Genomic DNA, 15,855 nt, shown 5'->3' on the forward strand with positions numbered 1-15,855 from the left:
TTCAAATTCGACAATCAGCGGTCGATACGAAATGGACTATCGCTGTGAATCTCGCAAGATTAGCGGCTCAATTGCCAGAGTTCGCTTTGCGACGGTAACGACTCGTAAGATATACGACGTGAACAGCAAAAAGGGTACCAACGTCACCGTGAACGCAGCACCGATCACCACCGTCATGTGTGCGACCCCAAACGTCGTTCCGGAAAGCGTAGACCCTTCAACGACAGTGAGCATGACGCCAGCAACAACCAGTGCTGGAATCGCTGCATACAGAATCATCTGTGAGAGGCTAACCAGTGCCCATTCGAAATACAGCGTTTTCACGTGCTCTCTCGCCGGCCCGAACAGTGCGAGGGCCGTCTTCAATTCGTCAAGGAGAGTGTTTTCTGGTTCACCGAGATCTTCTGCGTGATCGTGTGCGAGGCGCTCGACTTGGTAGATCTTCCAACCGTAGTTGTAGTTGAGTGCCGCGAAGAGCACGTCAAACGTACCGAACTTCGCACCGTTGAGTTGTTCGCGTACCGTTTCGGAGTTCCCGATCACGCTCTCGGTGAACTCATCGACTTCCCACTGGAGTTGGTCGCTGTCGATCTTACTCAGGCCGTCACGTACCGCGTTCGCACGCTGTTCGGCGACATTAACAAGCTCACTGAGAAACACCGATGGATCGGCCGGGCTCGGCGCACCAAGTAGCTCTTCCGCATAATCGCGAAAATCCATCGAGTTCTCCATACGGTCACGTTGCTCCCCCAGTGGTCCGTTCTCTTGAGACAATACCAATTGACCGATCGTTACAACGAGAGTAACCCCAGTGATGATCGCGCCAAGCATCGCCGAGAACATTGTCTCGATCGTATCACCCGAGCTGAGCTGTGGGACCAACGGTGGTGGAATGACTGTCACGAGCGTGACGAACACGACGAACACTGCGAGTGCCAGTACGGCGGTAACATATAGACGGTTCGCAGCGAGCAACAGCCAAATCTTGAGTCGGCTCTCCCCAGCGCGCTCACGCATCGTATTCGCTGTGCTGACATCGATATCGGTGTCGACGTTCGTATTTGTGTCGCCATCAATCGATTCGGGACTCATGGCGGGTCCCGTTCAGCGTCGTTTACCCGAACAGGGCGCTCGAACACGAGATATTTGGTCCCACCATCGGTATAGGCGATCGTCTCGACGAATCGCCACCCTTCGGCGGCGAGTTTGTTTAACTCTGCTTTCGGATCCTCTGCTTCTTTTTTCGTTTCTCCGCGAGGCGGTCTGAGTGTCTCGTATTCCCAACGGTCGTTCTGATTCATCATCAGTTCTTCACCTTGTGATTGAATAACAGTATCCATTTTTGGATATCGTTCGTTTCAAGCGCTTACGTGCCGTTGTAGGCCATCTTGCCCAGCTCTCGGACGAATCTTGGCTACGGCTATCGAACTACCCTCTTTCGAATTGGATTGGGCGGTCAGCTCGATTATACAGAGCGAAACCTGATCAAAAAGTGGCTTCGTACGCTCAAACAGCGGATCGACCGCTTTCATACCTCGTGGGTGGGCAGTCGGCCCAGCGTCCAGCAATGGCTTGAACAGTTTGCACACTGCTGTATCCAGCAGAGGCCGCACCAATCGCTCGACGACCGAACGCCTGTCGAGGAGGAGCTAAACTAGACAGCCAATGGAGAGTAGAAATCAAATATCGAATCATGAAATCCCGACGTTCCGATGCCAGAAGAACAGATCGAGGCATGCAATCGAGACATTCAGTAACGGAATGACCATGTGCATACCTCGGAGTATGGACGAAGAAAGATTGAGGATAGAACAGTGGCTGTCTGTAAGTTGGTCAGAATCATCTCAGAGCTGGCTGCAGGGAATTATATAGGTGTCAGCAACGTTGGGTTAGAGAGAAACCAATGGTATCAGTGCTAACCGTCGCCGGGATAGTCGTCGCCGTATTCGTTGGCTTCAATATTGGTGGCTCATCGACGGGTGTAGCGTTCGGTCCAGCAGTCGGCTCACGTCTCCTTCGGAAGGCGACCGCAGCAGTCCTGTTCGTCGGCTTCGGTTTTCTCGGAGCATGGACCGTCGGCCGGAACGTCATCGCGACGATGAGCAGCAGTATCGTGCCGGCAACCCAATTCACGCCTGCCGCAAGCGTCGCCGTCTTGTTCTTCACAGGAGCGTCGCTCCTCATTTCAAATCTCTACGGCGTTCCAGCTTCGACTTCAATGACGGCTGTTGGCGCCATCGTTGGACTTGGCCTCGCGTCGAACACACTCAATCAGGCACTGATGTTTACTATCGTCTCAGCATGGATCATCGCGCCGCTGATCAGCCTCGGCATCGGAATCGTGGTCGGGCGTTACTTCTACCCGTATCTGGATCGCTATGTCGCGTTCACGAAGTTTGATCTCCACTTCATCCAACTCGACCGCTCTGGGACGATTCCCCGCCTTTACCTGAATCCGAACGCGACACGGCAGGATATCCTTGGATCACTCTCGGTGGTCATCATCGCGTGCTATATGGCGTTTTCGGCGGGGGCGTCAAACGCGGCAAACGCTGTGGCCCCCCTCGTCGGCGAAGGGGGGTCGCTTACCGTCAATCAGGGTGTCATACTCGCGGTGGTGGCCTTCGGTCTAGGCAGTTTTACCATCGCCCGTCGCACGTTGGAGACGGTCGGAGACGATATTACGGAGCTACCAATCCTCGCTTCACTGATCGTCTCGATAGTTGGTGGCACAGTCATCACGATTTTGTCCTACCTCGGAATCCCGGCGAGTCTCGCAGTAAGTACAACATCGGCGATTATTGGACTCGGATGGGGTCGAGCAAGCCGAGCAGCGACACTCGTGGAGTTTGCGACGCCGGAACGTGAACATCCGGATTTAGAGGTCGCGACAGGAGCACTGGTCACCTCCCGTGCTGAGGATATGCCTGCAAGTCCAACGATCGGCGATATTGCCCGTCACGAGGAACCGGCAGAAAAGCCGGAGGAACTACCAGACGTGCCTGACGTTGGTACGGAGGGGCCAGCGGATCTCGATCAGCGGAGCCTGTTCGACTCAGCGGCGGCCAAACGTATCGTTACAATGTGGGTGTTGACGCCCTCGCTAGCGGTTGTTGCCTCCTATCCGGTATTTGTATTCCTGCTGTGAACGTTGCTTAACTGATCTCACGTAAACGAGATAGTGTATTCATTCTCCCTCTGGAATCCATTAGATGACCACCTGCGGATTCAACTTCCCCCGTTCTAGCTCTCCTTGCTCACGAAGCTCCTCGAGTCGCTGCTGTACTGGCCGCTGGTTCATCCCAATCGTATCCGCAACCCAGCGAGCGGGCACAGCCGGAAATTTGGACTCACGAATCACTCGAAGAACATCGTCATCAGTAATCCGAACTAGTAGCCCCTTTTCAACGATTCTGCCACTGTTCTTTTGTAGTATTATTCCGTCTAAACGCTTGTATGGCTGATTTGATCGTCAAAGCGGCAGTGAAAGAACAGCTCGAAGGACAGAATGTTGCGAGTGACTTTTACGATGCACTCGATGAGGAAGTTGCGACGGTTCTCGAAAACGCCGCCCAACGGGCTGAAGAAAACGATCGTAAAACCGTCCAAGCGCGCGATTTGTAGCGATACATTGCCACAAGATGACATAAACCTTTCTTGTTTGTTGCTACACAAACTTATTCGCCCAGCAGTCAACCAGTTCCGCCGTGGAGAACGCGGCCCGAGGAGTGGACAGGGGACGTTCGATGAACAAGCGAGCATCTGCAAACCGTAAATATCCCAACACGGACCGGGAAGCCCCGCCGTTTACGGCGGGGAGGATGTCACAGGCAATGAATCACGGTCACAAACTCAGTGATACCGTTGTTCGACCTCGAGAGTCTTATGTACAGCGTCGTCGAAGCGGTTCCGTAACTCGTCGCTGAAGTTCTGGATGTCGGTATCCTCTTGGACCACCTCGAGTGAGTCCCAGTCTCTCGACTCGGTTGCAGCATACAGCTGCGTGAATTTCTCTCCGTTGTTCCCGTACGCAATTACGATCACATACGGTTTTTCCTCCTCGACGCCCTCGACTGCATGTCTATCGCTCCATTCCTCGATTTCAGTCACGCTTACTCGATCAAAGGTCGTCAGTTCTGCACTGAATTCACGAGCACCGAGACGGTGTATCAACTGTTCTCGATCCCATTCCCGGGTCTCTCCAGTCTCGGTATCAGTTCCCGTAACAGTCTCTGTTGTAATTGACTCGATGTTCCAGTTTGTGAGTAGTGGCCCAGCCATTTCCGCAGTCGTGCGTGTGCTAACGTCGCCCTCTTGAATGCGGTCTCCTTCTTGAACACGAATGTACCGCGGATTCGTTGCTGGAAGATCGATGAAAATCTCACCAGGGTCCGTGTTGACCAGTGCATCGACTCCATCGATCGTCCGGCGTTCCACCGTTTGCTTGTCATTTTCCCTTGTCATGGTGTTGGTTTGGGTATTTTGGACGCCGAGAGTAGCAAGGCAGTACGTACGCTCCCGACTGAGAGGTCACCTGATAGTCGATACAAGTCATGATTACAGCAGTTACAGCCTTTCTTCACTCCCGAGTTCGGCCAGCAGTCTCCCCCCTCGTTTAGCATACTCTGGCTAGACGGTTCACTCTGTCGTCTATTAGTATCTCACAGCTTGGAATTCCCGTCTCTTTAGGTACGACAGGATATCAAACTACAGAGTACCGAAAGAGTGCTATTGTCCTCCTCGACGTTGCCACGCTTAGAGCTGCTCTTATTTTCACGCTTTCCTTCACGCTAGTCATCACAGACAGGTCTACACTGCTGGGTGCCGTAGAAAGTCTATGAGTATTATCGCCGAGTTCACCATCGATTCCAACGAGTTCATGTTCGGTGCGTCGATGGCGAAAACCCCAAATACGACGATCGAACTGGAGCGCATCGTCCCGACGTCAGACGCTGTCATACCGTTCTTTTGGGTCGAAAGCAATGACTTTCCTTGATTCGAGACTCAAGTTCGTGAAGATCTCCACGTCGATGACCTCGTTGAACTCGATCGCATTGGTGACAATCGACTGTACCGGGCAGTCTGGACCGAGGAAGTGGATTCATTGCTGGAGGGACTTGCACAAACCGAAGCAGTCGTTCTCGAAGCTTATGGACGCGAAAACTGGGTGTTCCGGGTGCGATTTCAGAGCCACGACCGATTAGCCGAGTTTTACAACCATCTCACGGCCGCTGATATCAATCTCCATTTGGACCGCGTCTTCTCCTTAACAGAGAAGGACAGTGGAGGCTATACGCTCGGACTCACCCCCGAACAGCGAGAAGCACTCGTGATGGCATACGAACGGGGCTACTTTGCGACACCGAGCGAAATCACCCTCCAAGAAATGGCCGACGAGTTGAATATCTCGTCACAAGCGTTCTCGAAACGGATTCGCGGTGCCGAACTGAAGATGCTTGATCAGTTTCTCAACTCGATGGAAACCGACGCTACTGATTAGTTTTACCCTCAACAATCGTTTACTGTCTAAGAGTCTCGGTAACAGTGTACAATCTGTCGTCTCTACGCTGCCGAAAATCGCTTACAGCTTGCCAGCACCTTATAAAAGAGTTCGTACAACAACCCCCGAGCAAAAATACGGTTACTCTATAACACCAAACTGGCCTTTGATCGATAATATGACCACCAGACAGAGACGGAGTACTCCCTACAAATGACTTCAGATGAACTATCGAAGAGCAGTAGTACCACTCGACGAGACGGAGACGACCAGGGAACCAACCGGGTTTCTCTCAATACGCTATGTGATTTACTCGCAAACGCGCACCGCCGCCACATCCTTCTTTATCTCTCCGAACGCACGAGGACGACAATTTCCCGTGAGCAGTTGCTCGATCATCTTGCAGAAGTCAGCGATGGGTCACATGAAGACACCCACCGTCGACTCGCGATTCAATTGCAGCACGTCCATCTTCCAAAGCTCGCGGATCATGGGATGCTTGAGTACAACGAGACGACACACAGCATTTCGTACAACGCTAATTCGCGCGTCGAAAAAATGCTTGACGTTGTTCGGGGAGTCTCCAGCACGAAAGAGAAATAATCGATCGCCGTGACTGGTGGTACTCTCCGCCCGGACTACAAAGCTCGTGAGTGGTTCGCTTCGGTCACTCACTCAGAAATATTGTCGGGATCACCATCTGCAACAGCCTCCGCTACCACTTCGAAATGGTAGGACGACGTATCGAGCGTAACCATCTCTGATCGTTCGTCAAAGACGAGGATTCCAGCTGCCGCTAACTTCGGAATGTGTTTGTGATAGAGAGACATTCGGACGCGTTCGATGAATTCCGCAGAAACTGTCTCAGGAGACATGCCGGCTTCCCATTCAGCAGTCGTTCTTGCAAGTGTTTGAAGCTCAAACGGATGGTCGGTTTGATTGAGCCGATGGAGAATATACCGACGGCGAGGATGCGCAAGCAGTCGTAAAAGCTCTTTTTTCGAGAGTTCGACCGAACCAGTGTCAGTATGTTTGTCGTCGTTTGGTTGCACGCTGAGTGACTACAGAGGAGCAACGCTATTTTTGAAGGACGGTTGGAGACACAACCGCTTTAAGTCGGCAGTCGAACAGGGAGTCGGAATTTGGCAGTACCGGACGGTTGGGTGTATACTGGCGAATATTGATCAAAACAAAACCGTCTTCGCCGCGGTATTACGAGACCGAGGACATTCGTGACCATTCACAGACGCTCTGAGAGCTGTGTTATCCACTTTCTGTTCTGTAGAAAAGCTATCGCGAATTAGGGCCAACCGGAGGGTAAGAGAACGAGGGAGTAACCTTGCACTGCCAGTGAATCCGGCTCAAGCGGCCCCTGTGTCAGAGGGACCAAACACACAGTGTATCAGTGTAGTTCCGTGCCGGAGAATGGAACCACAGCCGAATGTACTTGGCGGTTGGGGTGCAAGCGAAGGTGTGTTTTCACAGTGGCCAGTCGAAGGTTGCCTTCCTTATGTCGCTAGAGTTTGGAGCGGTGCAGGTCGCTCCCGGTGAGCGTGTTTAGCTGAATCGCAGGCGCTGTATCTCCCTCCCGCTCGCGTCATTCGGTGCTCCCTGCGGAAGGGGGCTTAGCGCCTGCAATTCAGCTAAAGTGGACTCGTTTATCATTTACTTTCAGAATTGGCCAGTTGATATTTTAGACAGGCATCCGTCAGCAGTTAGCAAATGTGTCTGGTGTATCGGCTCACGTTCCCCGCCAAGGAGATCGCCCTCATTAGTCCCTACCTCCATAAGTCGGATTCATATCTCGAATTCGCTACCCTCGGCGGGCCCTCTACTGAACTCTTTGCCCATTTTTGGGCATACGGTCCTGACCGCGAGTTGCTCGGCGATCGCCTCGCTACTGACCGAGCAGTAACAGAGATTTCTCAACTCACTCGGTGTTCCGACCGCATACGCTACCAGGTAGAATGGGATATGAACGCCGATGCAGTCGCTTCGCTCGAAGAGCTTGCAACGACACTCCACAATCAAGATGTAACAGTGCTGTTTGGGCGGGTTACACCCACAGAGTGGCACTGTTTCCTCCAATTTCCGTCTCAAGACTCGGTAATTCACTTCTATACCGAATCTACCGTTTCACACTCGAGACTTGATCAACAGACGGATCTCGAATTGAAGAACCACCAGTCCTAAGTTCTGAAAGAGGGGTGGAGTCGGACTCTCATTTCCTGTAACTTGGGTGTTCATCGTTAGGCAAGGAAGTCAACTCCTTATCGATACTCTCATACAGGCACACCATATTTGCTAGCATATGGCAGAGTTTGTGGTTCAGTTGGACGAGCAGCCGGAACTCGAGGTTGATCATCTCGACGTTGGTGTCGAAGAAGACGTAATCGCCTTCGACATCACAGGGACGATACGAGACGTCGACGATGAGCTCCTCGCTGAGCTGACGGACACAACACTTCGACCAACCGAGATTCACTTCACGACGGACGAATAGCGCACAATCGACTTCTACTCGTCGTCGTCACTCAATGAGCGTTCGCTGTCTGTCTCAGCCTCGGTGCGGTGCAAACTAATCTTGCCACTGCTGTCGATCCTGACGTGATACGCGTCGTACTTGAACACGACACGCCCATCGGTGTCACGCGGTGTATCATTGGGTCGTGGCCCGAACAGTGCATCAAGGGCATCCGGATCGATGAACTCCGCGAGGAGCGCCAACTCGGCAGGATCGGCGTCATTGAGTGTTGCAACAGCTTTGATGAGTTCTTCACTGACGGTGTCCGTGAGTGGATCAAACTCCGTCTCGTAGGCGTCATCGTCTGACTCATCACGATTCTCGTCATTGGGGGATGTATGATTCGTCATGGTGAGAGAGAAGTAGAAACTCTATGATGCGCCCCACATCCGCCATGTGAAACAGCCAGATTCGATCTGAAAGGTTTGCTTCCGCCGCAACTGGAAACAGACACACAGTGCGTCCTTGCTTCTTCGTCGAAGAGGACTACGTGCCAGTCACATAAATCTCTGGCTAAAAACCGGCTATTGATCACTATGAAATGCTGCGGGGGTGGTACCAATTTGGCCCACGGCATATTCCGACCATCAGGAGCTCAGTCCACTCTACGAGTGGAGTGATCCCGAAGCCTTCGATGCGCTGATTGCACCAGCACTGGCACGGACCACCGATACGACTGCGTTGATCTCCTTCACCTACACTGGCTACTCCGTCACTCTCCATAGCACTGGCACCGTTCACGTTGCTCCCGCTTAAGAACTCCTGCTGCTATCACCGAAGACTAATCCTCCACAGTCGTATCAGGATCGTGTCGCGGTGGTAATCCTGTCGCCATCAGTCGTCGAGCAATCACCACAATCCCATTGTCGAACCCCCGACCAAACACCGCCTTTTCTGTCTCAATCCCACCGGTATCCGTCTCATGCACCGAGCTCACGAGAATCGTGTTCTTGTCGATCAACAGCAATCGGCTGATTGTCGTGTCGTCGTCAACTTCGAGTGGCGAACTATCCAACCACTCCAACCCAGAGACGAATACTTCCGCGTCGGGCAACGCCTCTGCAATCTGCTCACGAATGTCCTCAGTTTGGGTGCCAACCAGGACATCAAGCCCGGTGTCCAGCGCTTGTTGAAGTTGGTCGAGCAACTTGTCGGTGACAACCTCATCTCGCCCGATAATGAGCACGATTTCTCGTCCAGCGGCATCGATGAGTTGCTGGGTGCGATTCGTAATCGCAGTAGTGCCCGAGAGTGCCCAGACTTCGTGGGTGATTCCCTCATCACCACCGTTCGATTCTGCAGGCTCGATCGCGGCCATCGCCTCAGCAAGTGTCTCCGTCCGCGATTCGTACTCCTGGCGCAGTGTCTCGGCAGCTTCCTTGATCGGCACGGTGCGAAATTGCTGGGGATTCGAGTGTTGGATCTCAACCAATCCTTTCGTCTCTAACACGCGAATCGCATCATACACACGTGTTCGGGGGACTTCAGAGATCTCGCTAATCTCTTTTGCTGTCCCCTTTGGAAGGCGTGCTAAGGCCACCATGCAGCGTGCTTCGTATTCTTTCAATCCGAGTTGCTGTAACAAGTCGACCGATTGCTGTTGATTAGATATGTCCTTCATGGGTCCCAACCATTTTCCCCAAACATTCCGGGGTAGTCATTATGTTCTGGCGTCGCTCACAAGACAGTCCGTGTCGAAGCCACCGCGCTTGTCCGACAGCACTGTCTCCCATACAGTGAGAATGATTGTCGAGACGTATCAAAGGCACTCATTCCTAAACTGCCATATTGCTCATTTACCAACAATCATGCGATTCACTCGGATAATCACACTAATTGACTCACGAATTCGCAATCAGTTCCATGTCAAATTGCGGATTTCACAGCAAGACGAACTGCCTCGAGAGAGCATGTTCGACGAAAGCAGCCGGTAGAAACATATATTTCTATATTTGGCATTCTGAAATCAATCAGTAACTCGAATACTCACAGTAAGATTATACAGGACGAGCGCAAAGACCCAAGTGGTACGGAGGTCGGCTGGGTCCCAACCATTCGCTACTCCGTACCAGACTGCCACCCACGTGGCAGTTTCGAATGCATTAGTCCGGTAGTTCACTGATGGACTGTGTGCTATACTTCTCTGTGAGATCTGTGAGGAGGGGTTCGATCTCGTCGAATTGTGGTCCTTTTGTCACTGTGTCTGTCTTCTGATCCCACGTCACAAGGTCATGATCTTCTAATCGCGGCAGATGGATATGATGTAGTGCAATTACGTGCTCGCGGTCGCCATCTTCTGTCGCCACAGTGGTTGGGGACACGGTGGGAGTATCAGACGCAGGGCCGTTTGTGAGTGCGTGGAGAAGCTGTCGTCTCTCACTACTTGCTAGCACTGAAAGTTTGTCATTGAGTAGCATGGTCTTCACTTCCCTTACTACCTTGTATCGGGTTAAACACCATACATTTTCCACAATACTTGTTGTTTGAGTAACTGAGTGACACGACGGGATAGAAACCGTGTAGTTGTCACTCACATTTTCACACATTCTTTACGTTCCGACCGTCTACTCCGATGTATGAGCCGAGGACTCGACAACGTCGATCGTGGTATTCTCTATCACCTCCAGCGAGACGCACGCAATACAACCACCCAAGAAATTGCTGAAACGGTCGGTACCTCTGCGAGTACGGTGCGCAACCGAATCGAAGCACTCGAAGCGGATGGCATCATCAAGGGCTACCATCCCGAAATCGACTATGAAGCGGCGAACCTCCCGCTCTGTGTGTTGTTCATCTGTACTGCACCGGCAACCGAGCGTTCCGAATACATCCAGCACCTCCTCGAAATACAGGGTGTAATTGATGTCCGTGAGATGCTCGTCGGTAGAAGAAATATCTATGTGGAAGTCGTTGGCACGAGTACGAAAGATATTACGCGCATTACGGACACGCTGCACGAGTCGGGGCTCACCGTCGAGAGTTCCGAGATGATGCGCTCGCGGCATATTCAGCCATTCAATCACTTCCATTTCAGTGAGGATCTCGCTGACGAGCAGCAGGACAGCTAGTTGAGAGACGAGAACATTCGGAGCGTGACGTAGCACTCGGCTTGAGTCGAATTATGAGAAATGGAAAACGGTCTCTCTGTCCTCATTCTGAGGCGTTCGGGGGCTACGGCCAGTCGTCAGGTAACTCGTCTGCATGGTCAGTCATCAGTGTGAGGAGTGGCGCAACGTCATCGAAATTTGGCCCGCGACGAATCGTTTCAGTCTTTGGATCCCACTCGATATAGCCTGCATCCGCTAACTTGGGCAAATGCGTGTGATGCAACCGTGTTTTTAGTGAGTCGAGGTCCTCATCGGGTATCGTATCTGTTGGAACCTCATCTGGGGTAAACTCATCTTCATCACGGGGATTGTGGTCTGCGACCGCGAGCAGGATACGGCGGCGATGGACGTTGCTGAGCGCGTCGAGTAGAACGTCAAGTGACGTTGGAGTGGAGTGTGGCATGGGTATCGGACTGGTATTGCGGAACGGTTGAACTCTGTGAGCGTTCCGCGTGACACCTCACGCGAAGAAAAACGAGGAAAACCCATCAGTGCCGGTGATCCCGGTTCAAGCGACCCCTCCAGTATCGGGGTACAAACGTAGAGTTGTCAATTCCGTACGTTATACTCGGGGTCTGAGACAGATAAAGGGGGTGGGAATTCACTCAGTTACTCACAGTATGGGTTGGTCTCGTGGGTCTCCCATTTGACGCACTGTCGTTTGCAACGCGACTGCACGTGATGGTATGTCCACATCTGCTTAGTGTAAAAAGCGGGAGTAGTAAATGTTCGATTCCGACTAGCGCGACGAATGAGAGAGGTTAGGCTGTTGTCGTGGACGTGTTCTGCTGGCAGGCGGCCCGCTAATGACTGTAAAAATGTGCTCCGGGAATCCGGTGTTGAGAGTGACTGAAAATTGAGTTTGAACTTACCGGAGGCTTTAGTGGCAGAACTCCATCGATCCGAACATGTCGAGTCTTCCGTCCCGGCGTATTGGGTTCATCCTTGTTCCGCTTGGCGTCGTACTGCTGCCGTTGACGATATTCACTGGAAGCGGTACATTAGGGGCATGTCCAGAGTCCGCGCCTGATTTTCTTGGGATTGATTTCAGCCAAGCTCGGATACTCGATCTTCAGGTAGCCACGATGAGCCTTTCATGGTATGACGGGTGTAACTGGCGCAGTTCTTGGTTGGTTCCATCGGTACTAGGATTCGTGTTGATCGCGATTGGACTCGTGCTGATCGGTCGCTCGATGAACCAACAGCATACGGACACGGTTTGAGAGCTTCATTGCAGTGTCTGAATGTTCCCACTGCACGTTTATCCACAAACGTGCAACCAGAACAGCCATCAACCCATGGGACGCCCGAAATTAGCCGATTCAATTTCTAGATAGCGCCGTCCTCAACCTCTATATTGCACGAAACTCACAACTAATACGCAATGAGGACGGAACGGAACAAGACGGGACCTACAATGTCTGGCTCGGTCGGGAGGAGTATCGTGACGGTCCCACGCGCCGCTGACTCATTGCTAGTGTGGTGATGGTTGCTACTTATCGCGGAAAATGGACGAGATGAACCTAATTTTTCTCTGAGCAGACTCTAACAAGAGCGTGCCACGTCCTTTATCGAGAACTTCAATGCAATCCTCTCGTTCCTGCAGTGTTGACTCTAGAAACGATTTCAATGAGTACAGTTCAGGAAGGCCTGGTTCAGAACCATCACCATCCTCGCTGTCTGTCGCAAAGTTGTTGTCCTCAAAGAGAGTGTAGATGCCATTAAGCCTAGTATAGAATGAAATCACGGTTTCCGATTCAGATTGTGTAAAAATCCCGATATCGCCTACGTTCGCCTCATATACATCTGTCGAGAATAAATTATCGTAGTGTGCTGAAAAAACCCGTTCCACATAGGACTCGTCTATAGAGGCGATATTTCTCCTAAATTCTTGCTGACGTTCTTCTACATCAACTGCATCAAAATCAACTTCTTGTACAGAACGGATGTTGTACTGTGGATTTATCTCTAGCAATACGACGATGTATAGTCGTTGCAGTGGCGCACCTAGCTGTTTCACTTCATTCTGCAGTGCAGATCTTACTTGCTGATTCTGTACGCTACGCCGATTCCAGTTCGCAATTAACGTGCCAATCAAGGTCAGTGAGCCACCGAGAAGAAGCGTGAATAGTGTCCATAGACCTGATGAGATCCCAAGCAGCATAGCAGTGGATAGTTGCTATTACAACATAAAATGCTGTATCGATTATAGAACTGTCGCCGCCGCTGGTCAGAGGATGCACCGTCGCCACAACTTCCCAGCTCTCGCGATGGCCGTTACTTGTTACATCCATGTATTGATTCAGCAATGCCAACCCGACCACCCGCGACGACGAGCGTGCGAATCGGATGGCCCAGAAGCGCCGCAACCATGAGGAACGCAAACAGAGCCAGCAGGAAAAGACAGACGACACGGACGAAGCGCACAAAAAGAGCGAGACAGGCGAAACGAGCGAAACGGACGAAACACACAAATCGGAAGACGAGGAGCCGGTTGACACCTACATGTACTTGCCGCCAGCGGTTAAAGACGAGCTTGGCTATCGGTATCAGGAATTCAAGCTAGAGCTGTCGCGAGAATTTGACGTGCAGATGGACGCCGTCGAGAAGAACGCCCACTTCTATCCCGCAGTCATCAAACACGGCTTGTGAATCTCACTGCCGAGCATGTCTATACTGAGATGGACGACTGACAAAGCCACGTTTTGAGTATTACTGGTTAGAACTGCATACTAACGTTTCGACGCACGCCTTACGCCGCTGTTGGGCGAACCATGTACTTGTTGAGGAGAACGTGCCACCGCGCATTGTGATAGCGCTCGGTGGCTGGTCAAGCTATGACGCGATTGAGCCATATCTCGCTGCGCCCACGGAAGCGAATATTATTGAATCGATGAGTGCCGTTGAGCTGTGAACGGCCGATCAAAGGCCGAGAATCACTACTCCTGAATTTCTTTAACAGATATCCTTACGGCGTCATTCCGCAGTACTGCCTTCCATTATAAGCGGTAATGACACTCGAGATCCACACGAAAATGTGGATTGCCGTGATTAGACACCAATTGGCGGTGGACCGCCACCGTTACCGTTGTCGTCACCGTCCTGAACCTGCTCGTTGAAGTTCTGTGCGTTGGATTCGGCGTACTGGACGTTTTTCGTTGCTCTGGGCGTTGGCCTGCACTGCCACTGCATTGTCCGACTCAGCGCCACTGTCTCCATTTTGAGTTGGAGCTATACCAGCCCCCCCACCGGGGAAACCGTCTCCATTTCCACTTTCTTTGGAGAGGATTGTGGGACTACCAAGGGTGCTAAGCAGTGTGACCGTCCATCGTGGGCCGATTGCTCTTCTGATGCCTGATTTCATAAGTAGAAGTGGCCCGCCCCGGTACTTCCCTATCAAACTATGTGCGGCGCGTACTCAAGCCTTAGTCCGAATTGACGGGTACGTTTGGAACCACGCCATGTCGGTGGTAGCAGGCTAGTATACTAATTTGGGGTTTTATTTCAAATTTTCATCGTCTACTTCGAGCAAATCCTTGATCACTCGTCATTTTCACGATAGCTTTACCAAGTTTGCTCCTAGATGGTAACTAAGAACTTGAGCGAGATAGTATTCTCACAGAAGATTCATAGTATCTGTCCCCTTTTTAATTCATGAGGCGGACGATCAATTCCGTCGCTACGATCTTTCGCCAGATCGTCCGCCACGCGAATAGTAGCTACCTTCCATTTTTGGCCGGAAGCCTTGCATATCACGCATTTCTATTATTAATCCCTCTGCTGATATTTTTGCTCATCGTAATCTCTGCAGTTGGTGGCGAAGCCAGTGTAGCGTACCTTGTTGATTTTACTCAACCATATCTCACACCGCGTGCAAGGGCATTGCTCGCAGAAACAATCCTGGGGGCATCTACTCATACGGGAGTACTTGTGCTTGGCATCGGCGCATTACTTTGGAGTCTGCTCCGGATTTTCCGCGGACTTGATATTGCCTTTGCAACGATTTACAACACGTCAACACATAAGTCAATTCAAAACCAGTTCAGAAGTGGCATTATTGCTGCTCTTGTGATCAGCCTTGCGCTACTTATGGCAATCACTCTCGGAACACTTATTGCAGTTTTCCCTTGGGAACCACTTGTTCGTATTCTTAATGCTGTTCTGTTCGTTGTTGTCCTCATCATTGTCTTCTTTCCACTCTACTATGTCTTTCCAAGTCTCGAGGTAACTGTCCGCGAAGTGCTGCCAGGAACCGTTGCGGCTGCCATCGGGTGGCTGATTTTTCATATCCTCTTTCAGGTGTATGCTGCCTACACACTCACCTTGGAAGCATATGGAGTACTTGGCGTCGTCCTCTCGATGCTTATTTGGTTGTATTCGAGTATGTTTATTCTCCTACTTGGAGCCGTTGTAAATGCCGTGTTGGCCGGTCGAGCATGATGGAGATGGGGATACAACAGAGATAATATCCTGACTGGGACGTTTTTTTAGGCTCACAGCATGATCTGCAAATCGTTCGACTGGTGCAATAGTTAGAGGACAGGCGTTGCTACGATTCAGCCCAGCAACATCCACAATTTAGGTATGCAGTGCTGTCAACACTGCTTCGGTCGTGGCTACGCGTCGGTATACTCGGTCAACGGCTCGGATCGGTAGAAGCCCTCAGAATAACTATACTGGCTGAAATAGGGAGGACTGTCTAATTAATCCAGTTTATGAAGCGA

Annotated in this window: 20 protein-coding genes and 2 pseudogenes; 12 read left to right on the forward strand and 10 right to left on the reverse strand. The window is 51.5% G+C overall.

Annotated elements, in window-relative coordinates; genetic code table 11:
• Positions 1-36 precede the first annotated feature (36 nt).
• Together BW974_RS21710 and BW974_RS21715 are read right to left on the reverse strand one after the other, a co-directional pair.
• Positions 37-1,092 carry a DUF7972 family membrane protein gene (locus BW974_RS21710; RefSeq protein WP_076432928.1) on the reverse strand — a complete coding sequence of 352 codons (1,056 nt, stop codon included), beginning with the start codon at positions 1,090-1,092 and terminating at the stop codon, positions 37-39.
• A complete protein-coding gene (locus tag BW974_RS21715) occupies positions 1,089-1,340 on the reverse strand; it encodes a DUF4177 domain-containing protein (RefSeq protein ID WP_394329575.1) in 252 nt (83 codons plus the stop codon). Before BW974_RS21715 ends, BW974_RS21710 begins: the two co-directional genes overlap by 4 nt.
• 72 nt (positions 1,341-1,412) lie before the next feature.
• Between BW974_RS21715 and BW974_RS26785 the strand changes: the two are divergent.
• The 3 genes and pseudogenes from BW974_RS26785 to BW974_RS21730 all read left to right on the forward strand — a co-directional run.
• Positions 1,413-1,658, forward strand: a pseudogene (locus BW974_RS26785) (IS6 family transposase); the annotation flags it as partial.
• 245 nt (positions 1,659-1,903) lie between these two features.
• Positions 1,904-3,148 carry an inorganic phosphate transporter gene (locus tag BW974_RS21725; protein ID WP_076432932.1) on the forward strand — a complete coding sequence of 415 codons (1,245 nt, stop codon included), beginning with the start codon at positions 1,904-1,906 and terminating at the stop codon, positions 3,146-3,148.
• A 308-nt stretch (positions 3,149-3,456) separates the two neighbouring features.
• Positions 3,457-3,624, forward strand: a complete 168-nt coding sequence (locus tag BW974_RS21730; protein ID WP_076432934.1) for a DUF1931 domain-containing protein — start codon at positions 3,457-3,459, stop codon at positions 3,622-3,624.
• A gap of 228 nt (positions 3,625-3,852) precedes the next feature.
• Here the strand turns inward: BW974_RS21730 and BW974_RS21735 are convergent, their stop codons facing one another.
• Positions 3,853-4,437 carry a hypothetical protein gene (locus BW974_RS21735; RefSeq protein WP_139328985.1) on the reverse strand — a complete coding sequence of 195 codons (585 nt, stop codon included), beginning with the start codon at positions 4,435-4,437 and terminating at the stop codon, positions 3,853-3,855.
• Between the two features lie 400 nt (positions 4,438-4,837).
• On the opposite strand from BW974_RS21735, the gene BW974_RS25975 reads away from it, so the two are divergent.
• The 3 genes from BW974_RS25975 (at position 4,838) to BW974_RS27580 (ending at position 6,103) form a co-directional block, all read left to right on the forward strand.
• A complete protein-coding gene (locus tag BW974_RS25975; protein ID WP_175609780.1) occupies positions 4,838-4,996 on the forward strand; it encodes a hypothetical protein in 159 nt (52 codons plus the stop codon).
• Between the two features lie 99 nt (positions 4,997-5,095).
• Positions 5,096-5,500 carry a helix-turn-helix domain-containing protein gene (locus BW974_RS24400; RefSeq protein ID WP_084186442.1) on the forward strand — a complete coding sequence of 135 codons (405 nt, stop codon included), beginning with the start codon at positions 5,096-5,098 and terminating at the stop codon, positions 5,498-5,500.
• A 213-nt stretch (positions 5,501-5,713) separates the two neighbouring features.
• A complete protein-coding gene (locus tag BW974_RS27580) occupies positions 5,714-6,103 on the forward strand; it encodes a DUF7344 domain-containing protein (RefSeq protein WP_076432937.1) in 390 nt (129 codons plus the stop codon).
• 68 nt (positions 6,104-6,171) lie between these two features.
• On the opposite strand, the gene BW974_RS21750 is transcribed toward BW974_RS27580, so the two are convergent.
• On the reverse strand, positions 6,172-6,552 hold the full coding sequence (locus BW974_RS21750) for a DUF7344 domain-containing protein (protein WP_076432939.1): 381 nt from the start codon (positions 6,550-6,552) through the stop codon (positions 6,172-6,174).
• Positions 6,553-7,811: 1,259 nt separating this feature from the next.
• Between BW974_RS21750 and BW974_RS21760 the strand changes: the two genes are divergently transcribed.
• Positions 7,812-8,003, forward strand: coding sequence for a hypothetical protein (locus tag BW974_RS21760; protein ID WP_076432943.1), 192 nt, complete (start codon positions 7,812-7,814; stop codon positions 8,001-8,003).
• Positions 8,004-8,017: 14 nt separating this feature from the next.
• Here the strand turns inward: BW974_RS21760 and BW974_RS21765 are convergent, their stop codons facing one another.
• Positions 8,018-8,374, reverse strand: coding sequence for a DdfA family disk-determining factor (locus tag BW974_RS21765; protein ID WP_076432945.1), 357 nt, complete (start codon positions 8,372-8,374; stop codon positions 8,018-8,020).
• A 202-nt stretch (positions 8,375-8,576) separates the two neighbouring features.
• On the opposite strand from BW974_RS21765, the gene BW974_RS27325 reads away from it, so the two are divergent.
• Positions 8,577-8,780, forward strand: a complete 204-nt coding sequence (locus BW974_RS27325; protein WP_175609781.1) for a HalOD1 output domain-containing protein — start codon at positions 8,577-8,579, stop codon at positions 8,778-8,780.
• Between the two features lie 25 nt (positions 8,781-8,805).
• Here the strand turns inward: BW974_RS27325 and BW974_RS21770 are convergent, their stop codons facing one another.
• Together BW974_RS21770 and BW974_RS27585 are read right to left on the reverse strand one after the other, a co-directional pair.
• The gene (locus BW974_RS21770) at positions 8,806-9,645 is read right to left on the reverse strand and encodes a TrmB family transcriptional regulator (RefSeq protein ID WP_175609782.1); all 840 of its coding nucleotides are present in this window, start codon (positions 9,643-9,645) and stop codon (positions 8,806-8,808) included.
• 481 nt (positions 9,646-10,126) lie between these two features.
• Positions 10,127-10,570, reverse strand: a complete 444-nt coding sequence (locus BW974_RS27585) for a DUF7344 domain-containing protein (protein ID WP_449267261.1) — start codon at positions 10,568-10,570, stop codon at positions 10,127-10,129.
• Positions 10,571-10,600: 30 nt separating this feature from the next.
• Between BW974_RS27585 and BW974_RS21780 the strand changes: the two genes are divergently transcribed.
• On the forward strand, positions 10,601-11,092 hold the full coding sequence (locus BW974_RS21780) for an Lrp/AsnC family transcriptional regulator (RefSeq protein ID WP_076432947.1): 492 nt from the start codon (positions 10,601-10,603) through the stop codon (positions 11,090-11,092).
• Positions 11,093-11,195: 103 nt separating this feature from the next.
• Here BW974_RS21780 and BW974_RS21785 read toward each other — a convergent pair whose 3' ends face one another.
• Together BW974_RS21785 and BW974_RS21790 are read right to left on the reverse strand one after the other, a co-directional pair.
• Positions 11,196-11,534 carry a DUF7344 domain-containing protein gene (locus tag BW974_RS21785; RefSeq protein ID WP_076432950.1) on the reverse strand — a complete coding sequence of 113 codons (339 nt, stop codon included), beginning with the start codon at positions 11,532-11,534 and terminating at the stop codon, positions 11,196-11,198.
• A gap of 1,089 nt (positions 11,535-12,623) precedes the next feature.
• The gene (locus BW974_RS21790; protein WP_076432952.1) at positions 12,624-13,295 is read right to left on the reverse strand and encodes a hypothetical protein; all 672 of its coding nucleotides are present in this window, start codon (positions 13,293-13,295) and stop codon (positions 12,624-12,626) included.
• 185 nt (positions 13,296-13,480) lie between these two features.
• On the opposite strand from BW974_RS21790, the gene BW974_RS21795 reads away from it, so the two are divergent.
• Positions 13,481-13,783, forward strand: coding sequence for a DUF8160 family protein (locus BW974_RS21795; protein ID WP_076432954.1), 303 nt, complete (start codon positions 13,481-13,483; stop codon positions 13,781-13,783).
• A gap of 76 nt (positions 13,784-13,859) precedes the next feature.
• Positions 13,860-14,045, forward strand: a pseudogene (locus BW974_RS27330) (site-specific integrase); the annotation flags it as partial.
• A 137-nt stretch (positions 14,046-14,182) separates the two neighbouring features.
• Here BW974_RS27330 and BW974_RS25985 read toward each other — a convergent pair.
• A complete protein-coding gene (locus BW974_RS25985) occupies positions 14,183-14,323 on the reverse strand; it encodes a hypothetical protein (protein WP_175609783.1) in 141 nt (46 codons plus the stop codon).
• Positions 14,324-14,785: 462 nt separating this feature from the next.
• On the opposite strand from BW974_RS25985, the gene BW974_RS21800 reads away from it, so the two are divergent.
• Complete coding sequence (locus BW974_RS21800) at positions 14,786-15,571, forward strand: YihY/virulence factor BrkB family protein (RefSeq protein ID WP_076432956.1); 786 nt, start codon at positions 14,786-14,788, stop codon at positions 15,569-15,571.
• The last annotated feature ends 284 nt before the right edge of the window (positions 15,572-15,855 follow it).

Origin of the sequence: Haladaptatus litoreus (assembly GCF_900156425.1) — an archaeon.
GTDB classification, from domain to species: domain Archaea; phylum Halobacteriota; class Halobacteria; order Halobacteriales; family Haladaptataceae; genus Haladaptatus; species Haladaptatus litoreus.

Coding starts and splice junctions, on each gene's coding strand:
- BW974_RS21710 (WP_076432928.1), bottom strand. CDS start 1,092: ATGAGTCCCGAATCGATTGATGGCGACACAAATACGAACGTCGACACC.
- BW974_RS21715 (WP_394329575.1), bottom strand. CDS start 1,340: ATGGATACTGTTATTCAATCACAAGGTGAAGAACTGATGATGAATCAG.
- BW974_RS21725 (WP_076432932.1), top strand. CDS start 1,904: ATGGTATCAGTGCTAACCGTCGCCGGGATAGTCGTCGCCGTATTCGTT.
- BW974_RS21730 (WP_076432934.1), top strand. CDS start 3,457: ATGGCTGATTTGATCGTCAAAGCGGCAGTGAAAGAACAGCTCGAAGGA.
- BW974_RS25975 (WP_175609780.1), top strand. CDS start 4,838: ATGAGTATTATCGCCGAGTTCACCATCGATTCCAACGAGTTCATGTTC.
- BW974_RS27580 (WP_076432937.1), top strand. CDS start 5,714: ATGACTTCAGATGAACTATCGAAGAGCAGTAGTACCACTCGACGAGAC.
- BW974_RS21760 (WP_076432943.1), top strand. CDS start 7,812: ATGGCAGAGTTTGTGGTTCAGTTGGACGAGCAGCCGGAACTCGAGGTT.
- BW974_RS21765 (WP_076432945.1), bottom strand. CDS start 8,374: ATGACGAATCATACATCCCCCAATGACGAGAATCGTGATGAGTCAGAC.
- BW974_RS21770 (WP_175609782.1), bottom strand. CDS start 9,645: ATGAAGGACATATCTAATCAACAGCAATCGGTCGACTTGTTACAGCAA.
- BW974_RS27585 (WP_449267261.1), bottom strand. CDS start 10,570: ATGTGTGAAAATGTGAGTGACAACTACACGGTTTCTATCCCGTCGTGT.
- BW974_RS21780 (WP_076432947.1), top strand. CDS start 10,601: ATGAGCCGAGGACTCGACAACGTCGATCGTGGTATTCTCTATCACCTC.
- BW974_RS21785 (WP_076432950.1), bottom strand. CDS start 11,534: ATGCCACACTCCACTCCAACGTCACTTGACGTTCTACTCGACGCGCTC.
- BW974_RS21790 (WP_076432952.1), bottom strand. CDS start 13,295: ATGCTGCTTGGGATCTCATCAGGTCTATGGACACTATTCACGCTTCTT.
- BW974_RS21795 (WP_076432954.1), top strand. CDS start 13,481: ATGGCCCAGAAGCGCCGCAACCATGAGGAACGCAAACAGAGCCAGCAG.
- BW974_RS25985 (WP_175609783.1), bottom strand. CDS start 14,323: ATGCAGTGGCAGTGCAGGCCAACGCCCAGAGCAACGAAAAACGTCCAG.
- BW974_RS21800 (WP_076432956.1), top strand. CDS start 14,786: ATGAGGCGGACGATCAATTCCGTCGCTACGATCTTTCGCCAGATCGTC.